General features: G+C 67.1%; 16 protein-coding genes. 15 read left to right on the top strand and 1 reads right to left on the bottom strand.

Translation table 11 applies throughout. The features are described from left to right. Positions 1 to 15 precede the first annotated feature (15 nt). From R8F63_09085 to R8F63_09055, 7 genes are all read left to right on the top strand, one after another. A complete protein-coding gene (locus R8F63_09085) occupies positions 16 to 1,356 on the top strand; it encodes an aminotransferase class III-fold pyridoxal phosphate-dependent enzyme (protein ID MDW3218753.1) in 1,341 nt (446 codons plus the stop codon). A 138-nt stretch (positions 1,357 to 1,494) separates the two neighbouring features. Next, positions 1,495 to 2,931 (top strand): hypothetical protein, encoded by a 1,437-nt coding sequence (locus R8F63_09080; protein MDW3218752.1) that lies wholly within the window; start codon positions 1,495 to 1,497, stop codon positions 2,929 to 2,931. Between the two features lie 190 nt (positions 2,932 to 3,121). Beyond that, on the top strand, positions 3,122 to 3,541 hold the full coding sequence (locus R8F63_09075) for a DUF4870 domain-containing protein (protein ID MDW3218751.1): 420 nt from the start codon (positions 3,122 to 3,124) through the stop codon (positions 3,539 to 3,541). A gap of 20 nt (positions 3,542 to 3,561) precedes the next feature. Then, the gene (locus R8F63_09070) at positions 3,562 to 4,368 is read left to right on the top strand and encodes a hypothetical protein (GenBank protein ID MDW3218750.1); all 807 of its coding nucleotides are present in this window, start codon (positions 3,562 to 3,564) and stop codon (positions 4,366 to 4,368) included. 50 nt (positions 4,369 to 4,418) lie between these two features. Next, the gene (locus R8F63_09065) at positions 4,419 to 4,850 is read left to right on the top strand and encodes a hypothetical protein (GenBank protein ID MDW3218749.1); all 432 of its coding nucleotides are present in this window, start codon (positions 4,419 to 4,421) and stop codon (positions 4,848 to 4,850) included. Then, positions 4,802 to 6,850 carry an alpha/beta hydrolase gene (locus R8F63_09060; protein ID MDW3218748.1) on the top strand — a complete coding sequence of 683 codons (2,049 nt, stop codon included), beginning with the start codon at positions 4,802 to 4,804 and terminating at the stop codon, positions 6,848 to 6,850. Before R8F63_09065 ends, R8F63_09060 begins: the two co-directional genes overlap by 49 nt. 506 nt (positions 6,851 to 7,356) lie before the next feature. Continuing rightward, positions 7,357 to 7,965, top strand: coding sequence for a hypothetical protein (locus R8F63_09055; GenBank protein ID MDW3218747.1), 609 nt, complete (start codon positions 7,357 to 7,359; stop codon positions 7,963 to 7,965). A gap of 203 nt (positions 7,966 to 8,168) precedes the next feature. Here the strand turns inward: R8F63_09055 and R8F63_09050 are convergent. Next, positions 8,169 to 9,337 (bottom strand): IS3 family transposase gene (locus R8F63_09050; GenBank protein MDW3218746.1). Its coding sequence is split into 2 segments (ribosomal slippage): positions 8,169 to 9,062 and positions 9,065 to 9,337, totalling 1,167 coding nucleotides; the frame shifts between segments, so codons are not numbered across the junction. A gap of 689 nt (positions 9,338 to 10,026) precedes the next feature. Here R8F63_09050 and murI point away from each other — a divergent pair. The 8 genes from murI (at position 10,027) to R8F63_09010 (ending at position 16,576) form a co-directional block, all read left to right on the top strand. Beyond that, on the top strand, positions 10,027 to 10,833 hold the full coding sequence (gene murI, locus R8F63_09045; GenBank protein MDW3218745.1) for a glutamate racemase: 807 nt from the start codon (positions 10,027 to 10,029) through the stop codon (positions 10,831 to 10,833). Continuing rightward, the gene (locus R8F63_09040) at positions 10,830 to 11,579 is read left to right on the top strand and encodes an MBL fold metallo-hydrolase (GenBank protein ID MDW3218744.1); all 750 of its coding nucleotides are present in this window, start codon (positions 10,830 to 10,832) and stop codon (positions 11,577 to 11,579) included. The genes murI and R8F63_09040 overlap by 4 nt, the downstream gene beginning before the upstream one ends. 84 nt (positions 11,580 to 11,663) lie before the next feature. Next, a complete protein-coding gene (locus R8F63_09035) occupies positions 11,664 to 11,891 on the top strand; it encodes an AbrB/MazE/SpoVT family DNA-binding domain-containing protein (protein ID MDW3218743.1) in 228 nt (75 codons plus the stop codon). A gap of 1 nt (position 11,892) precedes the next feature. Beyond that, the gene (locus R8F63_09030) at positions 11,893 to 12,306 is read left to right on the top strand and encodes a type II toxin-antitoxin system VapC family toxin (GenBank protein MDW3218742.1); all 414 of its coding nucleotides are present in this window, start codon (positions 11,893 to 11,895) and stop codon (positions 12,304 to 12,306) included. Between the two features lie 65 nt (positions 12,307 to 12,371). Next, complete coding sequence (rph, locus tag R8F63_09025; protein MDW3218741.1) at positions 12,372 to 13,172, top strand: ribonuclease PH; 801 nt, start codon at positions 12,372 to 12,374, stop codon at positions 13,170 to 13,172. 1 nt (position 13,173) lies between these two features. Further along, positions 13,174 to 13,776 carry an RdgB/HAM1 family non-canonical purine NTP pyrophosphatase gene (gene rdgB / locus R8F63_09020; GenBank protein MDW3218740.1) on the top strand — a complete coding sequence of 201 codons (603 nt, stop codon included), beginning with the start codon at positions 13,174 to 13,176 and terminating at the stop codon, positions 13,774 to 13,776. Between the two features lie 47 nt (positions 13,777 to 13,823). Continuing rightward, the gene (locus tag R8F63_09015) at positions 13,824 to 15,344 is read left to right on the top strand and encodes a hypothetical protein (protein MDW3218739.1); all 1,521 of its coding nucleotides are present in this window, start codon (positions 13,824 to 13,826) and stop codon (positions 15,342 to 15,344) included. Then, on the top strand, positions 15,341 to 16,576 hold the full coding sequence (locus R8F63_09010) for a hypothetical protein (GenBank protein MDW3218738.1): 1,236 nt from the start codon (positions 15,341 to 15,343) through the stop codon (positions 16,574 to 16,576). The genes R8F63_09015 and R8F63_09010 overlap by 4 nt, the downstream gene beginning before the upstream one ends. Positions 16,577 to 16,582: the final 6 nt, after the last annotated feature.

Here is a 16,582-nt window from a genome sequence, read left to right as displayed (position 1 = left end):
CAAGATGCACATCGGATGACCGAGTTCGACGACGCCCTGGCCTGGGATCGCAGCCACGTCCTGCATTCCTGGAGCGTCAACGCGAACCGGGCCCCGCTCGTCGTGGCGGGGGCCGAGGGGTGCGAGTTCTGGGACGAGAACGGCACCCGCTATCTCGACTTCACGGCCCAGTTCGCCAACGCGAACCCGGGCCACGCCCATCCCCGGATCATCGAGGCGATCGTCGAGCAGGCGCGCGTCCTGCCGTTCGCGGCCACGCCGTTCGCCACCGAGGCGGCGTCACACGCGGCGCGGCTCGTCGCCGAGGTGACCCCGGGGGATCTGAACCGCAGCTTCTTCACCGGCGGCGGTGCCGCTGCCATCGAGGCCGCGATCAAGCTGGCCCGGATGGCCACCGGTCGGTCGAAGATCATCGGCCGGGCCCGCGACTACCACGGCGCCAGCTATGGCGCGCTCAGCGTGGGGCGGGACCACCGCACCTGGCCGAGTGAACCCGGCATCACCGGGGTCTCCCACGTCGCCGAGGCCTACCCGTTGCGCTGTCCCTTCGCGTGCGGATCGCGGGGCGGCTGCGATCTCGTCTGTGCCGACGCCATCGAACACGCGATCCGGCGGGAGGGCGGCCGCGCCCATGTCGCCGCGGTGTTGATCGAGCCGGTCCCGGGGTCCGGTGGGGTGATCGTGCCGCCGGAGGGATACCTGCGGCGGGTGCGGGAGATCTGCGACGCCTACGACGTGCTCCTGATCGCCGACGAGGTGATGAGCGGCTTCGGTCGCACCGGCGAATGGTTCGCGTGCGACCACTACGACGTGGTCCCCGACATCATGACCGTCGCCAAGGGGCTCAACGGCGGCTACGTGCCGCTCGGTGCCGCCGTGGTCCGCGAGGAGATCGCGGCCCGGATCGACGACCAGTTTCTCAACCACGGTCTGACCTACGGCGGTCACGCGCTCGCCTGTGCCGCCGCGGCCGCCACGATCGAGGTGTACCGGGACGAGGGCCTGATCGACGCGGCCCGCGAGCGGGGCGTCGAGCTGGCCGAGGGTGCCGCCGCGCTGGTCGACGCGCACCCGTCGGTCACCGAGGCTCGCGGGCTCGGCCTGTTCTTCGGTCTCGAGTTGGCGAGTGACCCCGACACCCGGGCGCCGGTGCACGATGGCCTCAATCCCCCGAAGGGCCCGACCGCGAAGACTGCCGTGCTCAAGGCGGCGATGGAGCGCGGCGTCTACTGCATGCCCGGTTCGGCGTCGGTCATCATGATCACCCCGCCGCTCACCATCACGAGCGCCGAGCTCCAGCGGGGCCTGGCCGTGCTGGACGAGGCGCTCGAGGAAGCCGATCGAGCGCTGAGCTGAGGTCGAGCGGCCTGGCTGACGCCCGCGTCGTGGCTACTAACGCTCGGCTTCGGTCAGCGCCCTGGGTGTGCGGCGGGACGCGCACCCAGCGTCCGTCTCCTTCGCCGATGTGCGGTACGTTGCCACTCGGCGGAAGGAGTGGCAATGGCGAAGTGGCAAGAGGCGCGTCTGATCCCGGTATCGGGGATATCGAGCGACAAGGAGGCGGAACAGCGGGCGACATCAGCATTGCTCGCCGTCATCAGTGTTGTCCGTCCGTTCTCGAAGTCTCTCCTCGGGCCTTATGGAGCGTCGAAGGCGGATCGGGCGACCGTTGAGTGTTATGTGGAACCGTCGTTCAAGGATGCTGCTGGCAAGTCCATTCGTCCCGACGGACTCATTCGTGTGAGTCACGGGTCCAAGGCGCCGTGGGTTGCGCTGGTCGAGGTCAAGACGGGCACTACGGCGCTGTCGGCCGAGCAGCTCAATGCCTATTGGGATATTGCGCGGGCCAATGGTTTCGACGCGGTGCTGAGTATCTCCAATGAGATCGCACCGTCGCCCGGCGTCCACCCCACCCCGGAGCTGAAGGTGCGCGCCAACTCGAAGGTGGCGGTCCACCACTTGTCGTGGACTCGGCTGCTCACGACGGCGGTCGTCGAGAAGACCCACCGCGGCGTCGATGATCCGGAGCAGGACTGGATCCTCGGTGAGCTGATTCGCTACCTGGAACACGACGCTTCGGGCGCCATGGGCTTCGACGACATGGGCGGGACGTGGGTGAGCGTGCGCGACGGGGCACGGGACGGAACGCTCAACGTTCGCAACGAAGGCGTGACCGAGATCGCCCAGCGGTGGGACCAACTCCTCGGCTACGTCTCATTGAAGCTCGGCAGCGAGATCGGCGAAGACGTCGTGGAGCTCGTACCTCGAGCACAGCAGAATGACCCGCGGCTTCGGACGAAGTACTTCGTCGAGTGTCTCGCGTCATCGGGACTTCTCGAGGGTCGGCTCCGGATCCCGAACACCATCGGCGATCTTGACGTGCTTGCCGACATCAAGGCCCGTCAGATCGAGGCGAGCGTCTCATTCGACGCTCCTCGAGACAAGCAGGCCAAGGCCCGCGTGACGTGGCTCCTGCGCCAGCTCAGGGACTGCCCCGACAATCTCGTGATCGAGGCGTATCCCAAGAACTCGAGCAACGGATCGGCCGCCGCGCTCGCGGCCGTGCGTGACGACCCCATGCTCATCGTCGACGACACGAAGAAGCCGCCGTCGCGATTCCGCGTCGTCGCTCGAACCGAGATGGGCATGAACCGCAAGAGCGGCAAGAAGCCGGGGTTCTCGCAGTCGGTGTACGACGCTGTCGCCAACTTCTACGGCACGGTGCTGCAGGATCTCACCGCCTATCAGGCGCCGGCGCCCAAGCGGGTCGCTCCGCCACCCGGGATCGAGGACGCGGCGCCGCAGATCCCGGCGGTCGATCTCGTCGAACCCGACCAGCTGGAGGCTCCGAAGGCGATACCGCTTCCTGCGGTTTCGTGGTCGACCCACAACGACCGTTCGCGCGAGAACTATGGGCTGCGGCGGCATTGATCGGTGCCGGCATCAGAATCAGCGAGCTTCTGAGAGCGCGGCAGACCCGGGGACTCCAGTTGCTGGGAAACTAGACGGTATGCCGGATGTCAGGATAGAAGGGTGGATGGCGTTGCGGGCAAGCCTGGGCATGGATGGGAGACGTACATGGCGATGACGAGACAAGGGACATCGACCATCAGGAGGCATAGTGAGCCAAGCGCCTGGCTGGTATCGCCGCGGTCCTGAAGCGATCGCGTTCTGGGACGGCGAGTCCTGGATCGAAGACGAGCTCGAGCTCCACGGCGCGGTGTCCGCGTCAGGCGGAGATCGTACAACGGCGACGGTGGCGATCGTCGCTTGCTTCTTCTTCGGGCTGGTCGGGGCCGGGCTGTTCTGGGTGGGTACGCGGACGAGTTCAGACTTCCTGCGGCACCATGCGAGTGGTGTTGTGCGGTTCCACGCGCTCATGACGCTCGCGATTGTGATCTCGTCTCTGTTGGTGCTGGTCGTCATCGGGTTGTTCTTGTTGCTGGGCCTATTCATCTATGGCGTGGTGGTAACCGTGCGAGCGGCGAGCGCAGCTCACCGTGGAGAGAAGTTTGTGTACCCGAGCCTCACCGGAGCCTGAAGACGAGGAGTCCTTGAACAGTGAGCTACCAAGCGCCGAACGCGGCGGTGAATCAGTTCGAAGCGGCGGCAACCGAGTTCTGGTCGGCAGCAAAGTCGATGCGAGCGACGGGGAGCCGGGTCAAGCTCCGACCGTCATACACCAACCTGATCGCGGCAGCGGGCGGGGTTGGCTATCGCCACGGTCCCAAGGACCTTGTTGCCGCGTTGGAGCGCTGGATCGCGGAAGTCGCAGCAAGCCCGATCCCAACGTTGCAGTGGGCGGTTGCAGAGTACGGCTTCTCGTCGCTGCTTGCCGAGTGGTCCTCGGAGACCGTCGCTCCCACCGACCCTGATCGGCGAGCGCTCGACTTGGCGATCCTCGACGGCCTCGCAGAACAAGCCCACGCCGACGGGTGCACCCCGTCGGGGGTGGTGGTGTCCCACATTTCGACTCAGGGGGCGGTGCTGGTCATGCGCGGACGCCGGGACATCGCGATCCAACGGATCGCCGGCGGTCACGTGGAACCAAACGGTGAGACCGAAGAAGCCATGGTTGCTGGATGGAACACGTCGCTCGACCGCATCGTTGACGAGCTCCCGGACGGTGGCTCGGTCCCATCCTGGGCGACGTGGGGGCTGGGCGAAACGTTCCAAGGCGGGCCAACCCGAGCTGGTCACGACTCCAACAGCCCTGCGGTTCGTATCTGCGCCGCGACGGGATGCACCAACTCAGGTCACAAGTCGAACGAGTTCTGTGTCGAGCACATTTGGGCGATAGCGAAGGGGGAGGTCGAGCGTGATGACCTGATCCCTGCGGCACCGGCCCGGCCGGATCCGGACAACTGAAGATGAGGCTCTGCCAGGCTCCGTGGACGCTCCTGGGTTCCAGAGTCTCCATGGTTGCGGTGGTCTCGCTTCTCGCGCTCGGATGTTCATCCAGTGGCGACCCGGCTGATGATTCGGAGCCTTCTGAAGACCGCTCTCCTAAGGTCGAAGACTCGGAGACCGCGAGGCAACGGGCCTTTGAGGCGAGGGCAGTGCCGTCGGAGGTCGTCGAGGTTCTCGAAGTAGCGGAGCAGCAGCTCGCGTCGGTTGTGGCACCCGAGTCTGCTGGCCTCGTCGCCGTTGATTCTGCGTTGCCGGCCGGGAGTGAGCTTGAGGTGGTGGCTGATTCGTGGGTCGTCTCGGATGCTGGTGCGACCGTTGAGGTGCTCGTAACTCGCCCAGGGCTGCCAGCGGACCGGTTCGTCGTGGTGATGTTCCAAGACGACGTCGGGGAGTGGTTGATCTCGTCGACGCTGCAGCTCTCGCCGGGAGCCGACTCGTGACGCTGCGAAAGGCCACCGTCTCGACCGCTGTAGCTGTCTGCGTCCTTGTCGCGGTCAGCATCCTCCCTTCCGCGTCGCCTACTCGGCTGGTTGGCGACGCCGCTGCGCAGGACACCGCGATCCCTGAGGATTGCAACGGCGCCGTGCGCGCTGATCTGGACCATCAACCGATCGTCTCCGATACGGCGCGGCTGCAACCCGTGGTGATGATCCATGGAATCACCGGATCAGCCGAGGAATGGACACAGCCGATCGTCAAACGCGTCAACCATCTCGTTGACCCCTTGGACCGATCACTCGTCGAACAGATCAACGGGATCGATGGTGCGGTCTCCTACACATTTGACTATCACGACAACTCGCTCAGATGGGTCACTCATCCTGCGGTGGGTGAAGCGTTCGGTTCGGCTATCGATTGTCTCTACGCGCGCTTCGACAAGCCCGTTGTCGTGGTCGCTCACTCGATGGGCGGGCTCGCCACCCGTTGGGTCGCCAACAGCGTCGGGCCGCTGGGACCGCGATCTGAACAGATCGGCCTCGTGGTCACACTCGGAACGCCCTACGAAGGCTCCGACACCCTCGCGATCGCCCAAGACATTCTCAACGGCGTATCCGTCGGACCCGCACTCGCAGGCAACGTCACCGTCCCGCTCATCCGACTGCTGCTCCACACCTGCGGGACAATCTCCACCATTGACGTCGAGTCGTGCCCGATCCCACTGCTCAACGTGATCGACAGCGACGCAGGCCAAGCCCTCCGCGCCGGCTCCCAGCAACTGCGAGCCCTTCAACCCTGGCCTGACAACATCGCAGTCCATGCTCTCGCCGGCTCGATAATCGTCCACGACCCTGAGTCACTCAAAAAGCCCTTCGGGCTCTTCTACACCCCCTTCACCGACACAACCATCAACATCGGCGACATCGCGGTCTCCGCCTCATCCGCCACGGCCGACGCCGACACCACCCGCAACTGGGAATGCGACTACACCCTCGACACAGTCGACAGCGCTGCAGACAACATCGGCAGCATCATCGGCCTCGTCCCACTCGCCGAACGATCCGACCTCCTATACACCGGGCTCTGGGACTCAGGCTGCTACCACAGCGCCCTCACCACCTCAGTCGAACCCACCAACGACACGATCTTCGCTATCGCCGAATTCATGCGCGCGGCGGCGCTTTGTCCGGTGGGGACGTCGCTCGTCTTTGGCGGTACCGCCAACAACGGGGCGGTAGAGGTCGGAATCTGCGAATCCGGTTCGGGTTTAGTTTACCGGGGTACTGAGGCCGGCATCGGCAGTATCGAACTGTCGGCATGCCAGACCGCCGCTGGTCAATGGCTCGCCCAGAACGAAGACTTCTACTACGTCGTTGACTCCCTTGGTACGGCGCCTTCGACCGACGTCGCTCTCTACGACGGAGATGGCCAAAAGGTGTTCAGCTACGTGTTCGACGGCGTCGACGGCAGCACGGATCAGATCCCTGCCTATTCGTGCTCTGGCCTCGACAAGCCCGCGGGCCTTGGGGGGCTAGAACCTGCCTGCCGCGGGAACCGCCTTTGCGTGACGACGAACGGCATTGAGGAGCTCAAGTTCGGCATGTCGGCCAGCGAGGCACTTGCCACGGGTGTTGTGACCGACGATCAGTTCTATCAGTTTACGCAGGCCGTGGACGGATACGTGTGTGGACACCTGACTCCTGTCGGCGAAGCCGAACACCCGTACTCGTACTCTGTCGCATATGGCGAACAAGGTGTGTTCGCAATCGATGTCATGAGTCCGACGATTCTGACTCCTGTTGGACGCGTTGGCGATCTCAGAACCGAGATTCTCGACGCTCACGGCGAGCCGGACCGGATCGGCGTAGACTACACCGCTTGGATGGTGTACTCCGGTGGCGAAGGCGGGTACCTCATCGCACTTGACGACGTAGGTCGTGTGGAGTCCATCCGAGTCACGGCAAGCGACGATCTGCTTGTCCAAGGTGAGGACTGCGTCTGAACTCGCTGATCAGCGACTGCGCTACTGGCCGAGGACCTCCACACTGCCTCTCCTCGCTCACAAGCCTCTCCTCGAGGCTCAGAGCGACCATCATCCCAACCACAACCGCCCGGGGAAACCGTCTACCACCCACCGGGGTCCGCGTCACCCGGCGTCCGGCGGCCGGGATATGTACGTCAGGTGAGCGTCCTCTCCGCGGCTCCGACGTCCTCCGTGCGCGGCTTGAGCTCGACTGATTCGCCGTCTGTCAGAGAACCCGTCGATTTCGAAGGCCACAACCCGGCAAGAAACTCCGAACCCTTGCGTCTGCTCAGGGTGTCTCGGCGACACCTAGGGTCTCGCGTCGCTCACCGAACGCAGGCTCAGACGTCGATAGTCACACCACGAACTCCGACTGGAGATACGCCAGTCTCAGGACGCGAGGCTCGCCGCGCGAACCCCCTGGGAGCTTCACCCGCTTACATACCGAATGCTGCGGTTCACGCTGAGGCCTACTATGGCGACGCATGAGCGAGATAAGCACATCCGAGGCCGAGCTTGGGACAGTAGTACTCGGCCTCGAAGGGGGACGACTTGTTAGCGAGTATGTCTCTGCGCTGTACGCGATCAATCGCCTCTACGACAGCCTTCTCACGCTGGACCGCTTCATCGAAGAGCTCCAGGCGCAGGCCGGGCGACCGGAGCAGTTTCGGCCGTTCGGCCTGCGGCCGTTACTCGATAGAGATTGGCTGCCCGAGCCGGCCGTGCTTCCCTCGGAGAGGCTCGTCTTGTCCGCGATCGAGGTGTCGTCCCCAGGAAGCATCTCGTTGTTCGGCGATCTAGGGATCCTGGAGCAGCTCAGGATCTGGCTGAACGACAGAGACGAGCGGCGGAAGGACCGGGACTACCGCGACCGCGAGGATGCTCGCCGCCTAGATTTAGAGAACCAGCAGCGAGAAACGGATCTTCTCCGGTCTCGGATCGCAGCCATGCGTGAAGCTGGCATGCCCGAGGTGGCGATTGTGGAGGCAACACGGGCTCTCATCGGGGAGCCGCTCGAAGCGGTTGAACGAGCACAGGACCGGGTTGGCCTGGGCGAACTGGGAATTGGGACGGAAGACGAAGAGACCGAATAGTCGTCGGCGGCGAGGGCCGCGAGAGCACTCGCCAAGCGAGTTCCATGGCTTTCGGCGGTGCGTCTAGGCGACATCTACAGTGGCGCCGGTCGCGGGTCCTTATCCCGAGGCCTGCGGGGTGAGGGAATGTCTTCTGGCTTCTTTGACACAGCAAACCTCATGGTCGCAGTTGGGGTCTGCCGCGGTTGGAGGTGACAGGTTGGTTATGCGGCGAGGGCCGCGGGTGGGGTCATGATGGTTTCGTATTCTTCGGGGGTCAATCGGCCGAGGGCGGGTTGGCGTCGGCGGCGGTGGTAGGTGCGTTCGATCCAGGTGACGATCGCGATGCGAAGCTCGTCGCGAGTTTCCCAGCGGCGGGTGTTGAGCACGTTCTTCTGCAGTAGCGAGAAGAAGGACTCCATAGCGGCGTTGTCGGCCGCAGTGCCGACTTGGCCCATCGAGCCGACCATGCGATGCCTCGTGAGTGCCCGGTGGACCTTCCGTGAATGAAATTGGCTACCCCTGTCCGAATGCAGAATGCAGCCGGCGACATCGCCTCGCCGGGCGGCGGCCATCTCGATCGCAGCGACCACGAGGCGGGCCTTCATTCGTTCGTCGATGGCCCAGCCCACGATCCGGTTCGACCACAGGTCCTTGATCGCGCAGCAGTAGATCTTGCCTTCGGCGCTGCGATGCTCCGTCAAGTCCGCAACCCACACCTGATTCGGGCCATCGGCTGAGAACTCGCGGCGGACCAGATCGTCGTGCGCAGCCGTCGCTGGCGATGACTTCTTGCGGGTCTTCTTCTTGCCGAAGCTGCACCACCAGCCGTTCTCGCTGGCGATGCGCCACACCGTTCGGTCACCGACGTCGATGTGGCCGGCGGCGCGGACTTCATCGGCGAGGAACCGATACCCGAACTCCGGGTCGTCGCGATGCGCGTCGAACACCGCGTTCGCCACATAGGCCTCATCGAGCTCGGCATCGGTGAACGGCTGATCGAGCCAGCGGTAGTACTGCTGGCGACACAGCTTCAACACCCGGCACGTCACCGTGACGGGGATCCCGTCAGCGGCAAGGTCGCGAACGACCGGGAACATCATTTTGGGGGCAGGTTCGCCTGCCCGAGATACGCAGCCGCACGGCGCAGCACCTCGTTCTCTTGCTCGAGGAGCTTCACCCGGCGGCGCAGCTCCCGATTCTCTTTCGCTTCCGCGGAGGTGACGCCGGTCTTCTCGCCGGCATCGATCGCCGCTTGGCGGATCCACTTCGACAACGTCATCGCGTGGATCCCGAAATCCTCGGCGACCGACTCGAGCGTTACTCCCGGACCGCGTTGGCGAGCGACCCGCACGACGTCGTCGCGGAACTCCTTCGGATAGGGCTTGGGCATAGTGACATCCTTCCAGGCCCGCCGAAGCAAGCCAGATCAGTTGTCACCTCCAACCGCGGCAGACCCTTGCCTCTCTCTTCGGCGGTGGCTACGTGGGCGCCAGATCGGGTGCGATCGCTCGGATGAGAGTTGAGCTTCGACAGACAGTTCTCAATCAAGTGGCTCCCCTCTATTGGAGAGTCAGCCGGATGCAGCACGAAGACTCGAACGACCGCGGAGGTGCTCTCGACACGTTCTTGGACCTAGACCGACAGGTCGCATTGCTCCCATGGGTGGATCGAGAAGCTTGGTCCCGGCTCTTCGACTTCGATGACGAGGCTGGCTGGCTGACAGCGGCGCCCTCGACTAGGAATCCTGACGAGATGTCTCCGCAGCGGTACTTTGCCGACCCTGCGTTGAAGGAGCTGAATGATCATCTCCGTCGGACACTTCGACCAACATGGATTCACCGCGTCCAATCAGCGCAGTTCCGATGGACGACGGCCTCCCGAATCGTTCGAAGACAGTTCCGGAATCTCAAGTCACGACTACAACGACATCACTAGCACCCCTATCTCCTATCCCAGGAGCGGTTTGACCGGACTCCGTGCCGAGAGGGAGATGATGATCACCATGCGCCGGCGTTGAGGGGGAGATCGCGACCACAGCCCCTCCCTGACTACCGGCCGGCGCGCCCGTAGCCTGGGCGGATGGCTGCAGCCGATCGCCCGGTGGCGATGTTCGACTCGGGGTTCGGTGGACTCACCGTCGCCCGGGCGGTGATCGACCTGCTCCCGAACGAGCACGTCGTTTACTTCGGTGACACGGCGCGCTACCCCTACGGGCCCCGCACCCACGACGAGGTGCGGGACTACGCGGTGCAGATCACCGAGTGGCTCGTGGAGACCCACGATCCGAAGATGATCGTCGTCGCCTGCAACACCGCATCGGCGGTGGCGCTCGAGGAGCTGGAGGCGATGGTCGACGTGCCCGTCATCGGCGTGCTCGAACCGGGCCTGCGTTCGCTGCTGAAGGTGACCGTCACCGGCCGGGTCGCGATGATCGGCACGGTGGGGACGGTGGCGAGCGGCGCATACCAGCGCCTCGCGGAGACGCTGGCGCCGGACGTCGACCTCACCTGCGCGGCGTGCCCGGGCTTCGTGGAGTTCGTGGAACGGGGCGAGACGCGGTCGGACCAGGTGCACGTGCTCGCCGAACGGCTGCTCGCGCCGGTGCAGGACGCGAAGGTGGACAGCCTCCTGCTGGGCTGCACCCACTACCCGTTCCTCGCCCGTACCATCGGCGACGTGATGGGTCGCGACGTCGTACTCGTGTCGTCGGCGGACGAGACCGCTTTCGAGGTGCAGCGTTCAATCGAGGCGCTCGGTGCCGATCGGGAGGGTGGCGGACCGCCGGTTCGCCGGTTCGTGTCGAGTGGTGACGTGGAGACGTTCGCCCGACTCGGACGCCAGTTGCTCGGCCCGGAGCTCGACTCGGTGGAGGCGCATCAGTGGTGACGGCGGCGATGACGGTGACGGTGCTCGGCTCGTCCGGCTCCTATGCGTCGGTCGACAATCCGTGCACCGGCTTCCTCGTCTCGAGTGCCGACGCCAACGTGCTCTTCGACTGCGGGCCCGGCACCACCGGCCCCCTCCAGGCGGCGATCGATCTCGACGACCTCACCGCGATCGTCGTCAGCCACTGCCACCCCGACCATTGGCTCGAGCTCCCGGTGCTGCGCAACGTGTTCACCTGGTTCCATCCCCGCAACGGCATCCCCCTCCACGGCACGGCCGAGACCCGGCGCATGGACGAGGCCGTCACCGTGCGAGCGCCCGGCGCACCACCGCCCTTCGAGTGGCAGACGATCGACGAGTCGTCGACCGTCGTCATCGGCGACCAGACGTGGACGTTCGACCGCACCGATCATCCGGTCGAGACCCTGGCCGCCCGCGTCGAGGTCGGTGACCGCGCCGTGATGTTCACGTCGGACTCGGGGCCCGGCTGGCGTTTCGACGACTTCGGCCGTGATGTCGACCTCGCGTTCTGTGACGCCAGCCATCTCGAGCACTACGAGGGCCAGGGCATCCCCCACATGAGTGCCCGGGAGGCCGCGGAACGAGCCGATGCCGCCGGCGTCCACCGGCTCGTGCTCACGCATCTGATTCCGGGTTCGGACCCGGTGGCGCACCGCGCGGAGGCCATCGCGGCCTACGGCGGCCCGGTCGACGTGGCCCTGCCGGGCTGCGTCTTCGAGATCTGAACCTCGACGCCGGAGCCAACCTCGACGCGCGCTCCGGGCGGCGACCGGTGGACGAGTAAGAGTACTACCTGTAGGATTCTTACCATGAGAGTGACGGAGAAGGGCCAAGTCACGATCCCGAAGGACCTCCGTGACGCGCTCGGTATCGGGGCGGGAACCGAGGTCGAGTTCGAGCGTGACAACGACACCATCGTCGTGCGAAAGGCCCGTGGTCGACCGACCAGGGGGCGTCAGCTCGCGGAACGGCTTCGAGGCCGCGGCGACATCGACATGACAACCGACGAGATCATGGCTCTCACCCGAGAACCGTGACATGACCTACGGCACCCTGGTCGACAGCAACGTGTTGTTGGACATCATGACCGAAGATCCGGTCTGGCAGGACTGGTCCCTCACCGCGCTCGCCGAGGCCGCGGAAACCGGCCCGCTGCACATCAACGTGGTGGTGTATTCGGAAGTGTCCGTCAGGTTCTCATCGATCGAGGCGCTCGAGGATGCGCTTCCGCATGAGGACTACCGGCGCGAGCCCATTCCGTGGGCTGCCGCGTTCCTCGCCGGCAAGGCGTTTCTGGACTACCGACGAAGCCAGGGCGCGAAGACGACACCGCTTCCCGACTTCTTCATCGGCGCCCACGCGGCGATCGCCGAATTCCAGCTTCTCACCCGAGACGTCAGCCGCTATCGCACCTACTTCCCGACCGTGCCACTCCTCGCGCCGAGCGACTGAGTTCAACCGCATCGACCGTCCCGCACCGCGAGGAGGCCGTCGCGGCCTACGGTGGCCCGGTCGACGTGGCCCTGCCGGGCTGCGACTTCGAGATCTGTACCAACTCGACTCCGGAGCCCACCGTGCCCACCCGCTACGACGGTCGTCAGCCCGACGACCTCCGCCCCTTCTCGTTCGTCCGTGACTTCACCAACATGACGATGGGCTCGGCCCTCGTGAGCTTCGGGGAGACCCGGGTGCTGTGCACCGCCTCGGTCGAGGACGACGTGCCCCGCTGGATGAAGGGCAACGGCGAGGGCTGGGTCACCGCCGAGTACTCGATGCTGCCCGGCTCGTCGCCGGAGCGGATCCGCCGTGAGCGCAACGGCGCCAAGGGCCGCACCCAGGAGATCGAGCGGCTCATCGGCCGTTCGCTGCGGGCCGTCACCGACATGGTGGCCCTCGGCGAGCACTCGATCCGCCTCGACTGCGACGTGCTCCAGGCCGACGGCGGCACCCGCACCGCCTCGATCTGCGGCGCCTACATCGCCCTGCACGACGCCTGTGAGCGGCTGGTGATTGACGGCGCCATCCCGGCGAATCCGCTGACCACCGAATGCGCCGCGATCTCGGTCGGCATCGTGGACGGACAGCCTGTGCTCGACCTGCCGTACCCGGAGGACTCCACGGCCGACGTGGACTTCAACGTGATCATGACCGGCACCGGCCAGCTCATCGAGGTGCAGGGCACGGCCGAGGGCAACACGTTCGACCGAGCCGAGTTGGATGCGCTCCTGGATCTGGCGGAGGGCGGGATCGCCACGATCACCGAGGCGCAGAAGGCCGTGCTGGCCGATCCGCCGTCGCCCCGGAGCGTCGGTCGCTGACGTGGCCGGCTCGCTGCCCCGACTGGTCTGCGCGAGCGCCAACCCCGACAAGGTCGCCGAGATCGCGCTTGTGCTCGACGGTCTCGTCGAGTTGCTGCCCCGTCCCGCTGGCCTGGCCGACGTGGTGGAGGACGCGCCAGACCTGGCGGGCAACGCCCGGCTGAAGGCGGTCGCCGTCTGTGCCGCGGCCGGCGCCGCCGCGGTGAGCGACGACACCGGCCTCGAGGTCGACGCGCTCGACGGCGCCCCCGGCGTCTACTCGGCCCGCTACGCCGGTGAGGACGCGACGTATCAGGACAATGTCGACAAGCTCCTCGCCGAGCTCGACCGGGTCGGCGCGGTCGAACCGTCCCAGCGCACCGCCCGCTTCCGCACGGTCGTGATGGTGGTGCGGCCCGACGGGTCCGAGCTCGCCGTGGAGGGCGTGGTCGAGGGTGTGATCGCGCCGGCCCCGCAGGGGGCGGGCGGCTTCGGCTACGACCCGGTGTTCGTGCCCGTGGAAGGTGACGGGCGCTCGTTCGCCGAGATGGGCGACGAGAAGCACGAGATCAGCCACCGGGGCCGGGCACTGCGGGCGCTCGCCGTCGCCCTGCGCGAGTCGTAGCGGACTACGTTGGGGGCCTGTCCGGCGCGGGCCGGTGGAGGCGATGGATGACAGAGTCCCTGGACACGGCGGTGGACATTCGTGGTCTGTCCCTCGACGAGATGATCGACAGCGGTGGTGATCACCGTCAGTGGCTCGACCCCTCGACCGGCCTCAACCGCTACCGGGTCAGTGGCGTGCCCCGCGACGGTGAGCCGCTCGGGTCCTGCACGGCATCGTGGTCCTCGCCCCTCGGGTGGGACGCGGCGGGAGCGGTCCTCGACGGCTGGCGGGCCGAGACCGGCGTCGACCCCGTCGCCGCCCTGCTCGAGACCGCCGATGGTGTGCGCGACCGGTTGCGAGCGATCTTCGCCGTGTCCGACTGCGAGGTCGTGCTCACGCCATCGGGCACCGATGCCGTGTTCGTGGTGTCGTCCGTGGCCCTGGCCCGCGGCGCTCGCCACCTGCACCATGTCGTGGTCGGGGCTGGTGAGTTGGGGAGCGGCACGATGCCCGCCGCCGCGGGTGACACCTTCACGGAGGCGCCGCCGCTCGGCCTGACCGACGACTGGGGCATCGGCCTCACCGGCCTCAGCGAGTACTGCTCGGCCGAGCCCGTGTATCTGCGTGACGCGGCCGGCCACGCCCTCGACCCCGACGAGGTGGACGCGGCCGCGACCGCGGCGGTCGAACGGGGGATCGACGAGCCCGGCAGCACCGTGATCCTGCACATGGTCGCCCACTCCAAAACCGGCCTGCGGGCGCCCTCGGTGCGCTGCGTCGACGAGCTCGTCGCCGCCCATCCGGGCCGCATCCTCGTGCTGATGGACGCAGCCCAGGGCCGCGTCGCCCCGACCGACATCCGCCGGGCGCTGCGCAAGGGCTATGTGGTGCTCTTCACCGGCAGCAAGTTCTATTCCGGGCCGCCGTTCTCCGGGGCCCTGCTGATGCCCGGCGAGTGGGCCGACGACCCCGGGCCGCTTCCGGTCGGGCTCGACGGCTGGGTGACCTCAGTGGATCTGCCTGCCGCGTGGGCCGGGGCCCGGGAGGGCGCCCCCGTGCGGGCCAATCCGGGGCTGCTGCTGCGCTGGGAATCCGCGCTGGCCGAGATGGAGGCGTACCACGCCATCTCCGTCGAACGGCGCAGCGGCGTGTACCACACGTTCGCCGCAGCCCTGCTCGGCACGTTCGGCCCGGCGCCGCTGGTGGAGCTGTCGATCCCGACGCCGCCCGTCCATGAGCTCGCGAGCGGGCTGGGTGCGTTCCCGTCCGTCTACAGCCTCGCCATCCACCGGCCCGACGGCACCCGTCTCGACGCCGATGCGCTGCGCCGGCTCCACACCGTGCTCGACAGCGAGGTCGAGTCGCCCGACCCCGCGGTGCGGCGCCGGTTCCACCTCGGCCAGCCGGTCGCCCTCGGCCCGCCTTCGGCGGACCAGCCCGCGGTGCTGCGGGTGGCGCTCGGGGCTCGGCTCGTGCGCGAACACGCCGACCGGCCCGACGCGGGCGCCGCCTGGTTCCGGGGCTGTGCCGAGGAGCTCCACCACAAGCTCCAGACCGCGGTGTTGACCCCCGACCTCCTTCCGTGACCGAGCAACCGGTCCGGCGCCTGCCCGTCGACGAGGTCGCGCCCGTGCTCGACGCGGCCCGCTCGGCGGGGCTGTGGCACGACGAGTCGCGCGCCGTCGTGTTCCACGATCTCGCCCGCATGGAAGCGGACCTCGATCGTCTCCACGCGGGCTTCCCGGCCGACACCCTCCACAGCGTCGCGATCAAGGCCAACCCGGTGGTCCGGCTCCTCGCCGCAGTGGTCGATCGAGGGGCCGGGTTGGAGGCCGCCTCGTGGGAGGAGGTGGAGCTCGCCCGAGCGGCGGGCTGCGCGCCGGACCGGATCGTGTTCGACTCGCCGGCCAAGACCGACGCCGAGCTCCGAGCCGCGGCGGAGCTGGGCCTGTGGATCAACGCCGACCACGAGGACGAGCTGCGCCGACTCGAGGCCATCGGCGTCCCCGCGGGGACGCAGGTCGGCCTGCGGGTGAACCCGGGCTCGGGCGCCGGCTCGATCGGCTTCACCAGCACGGTGTCGGCCGACAGCAAGTTCGGCGTGCCGCTCGAGCAGGCCGCCGACCTGGTCGCCCGCTACCCGTTCGTGCGGGGCCTCCACGTCCACACCGGATCGCAGGGCGTCGCACTCGAGCTGATCGACGCGGCCGTCAACGCCACCTGCGACGCGGCGGCCGCCCTCGACCTCGACTGGGTCGACGTGGGCGGGGGTCTGCCCGTGCGCTACACGGACGCCGACCCCGAGCCGCCGACGCTCGACGACTGGACCGCGATGCTGTCGCGCACCACCGCGTGGGGCAGCCGTCGCCTCGTCACGGAGTTGGGACGGTGGATCCAGGCGGGCCGGGGCTGGCTGGTCAGCCGGATCGAGGCGGTCAAGGACGTGAACGGGGTGCGCACGATGGTGGTCCACGCCGGCGCCGACATGTTCCTGCGCCGCGTGTACCAACCCGGCTCCTGGGACCACGAGATGGTCGTGCTGGACTCGCACGGCAACCCGAAGGCCGGCCCCGCCGAGCCGACCACCGTCGCCGGCCCGCTCTGCTTCTCGGGTGACCTGCTGGCCGTCGAACGTCCGTTGACGCTCGCCGAACGGGGCGACCTGCTGCTGATCCGCGACGTCGGCGCCTACACCCTCGCCATGTGGTCGCGGCACTGCAGCCGCGGCCTGCCGCCGGTGGTGGGCCATCGGGGGACCGAGGTGGTCGAGCTCTTCGCCGGCGAGGACCCCGGCGACGTGGTGGCCTTCTGGTCATGAGCACCC

The sequence above is a fragment of the Acidimicrobiales bacterium genome (assembly GCA_033344915.1).
Lineage (GTDB): Bacteria > Actinomycetota > Acidimicrobiia > Acidimicrobiales > Aldehydirespiratoraceae > JAJRXC01.
The sequence above is the reverse complement of the archived record's forward strand: the minus strand, read 5'-3'. Positions and strand labels throughout refer to the sequence as shown.

Bases quoted from the DNA above. Each gene is read 5' to 3' on its own strand.
- R8F63_09030 (MDW3218742.1), top strand. From the start codon at position 11,893: ATGACCTACGGCACCCTGGTCGACAGCAACGTGTTGTTGGACATCATG.
- R8F63_09085 (MDW3218753.1), top strand. From the start codon at position 16: ATGACCGAGTTCGACGACGCCCTGGCCTGGGATCGCAGCCACGTCCTG.
- R8F63_09065 (MDW3218749.1), top strand. From the start codon at position 4,419: ATGGTTGCGGTGGTCTCGCTTCTCGCGCTCGGATGTTCATCCAGTGGC.
- R8F63_09035 (MDW3218743.1), top strand. From the start codon at position 11,664: ATGAGAGTGACGGAGAAGGGCCAAGTCACGATCCCGAAGGACCTCCGT.
- R8F63_09015 (MDW3218739.1), top strand. From the start codon at position 13,824: ATGACAGAGTCCCTGGACACGGCGGTGGACATTCGTGGTCTGTCCCTC.
- R8F63_09055 (MDW3218747.1), top strand. From the start codon at position 7,357: ATGAGCGAGATAAGCACATCCGAGGCCGAGCTTGGGACAGTAGTACTC.
- murI (MDW3218745.1), top strand. From the start codon at position 10,027: ATGGCTGCAGCCGATCGCCCGGTGGCGATGTTCGACTCGGGGTTCGGT.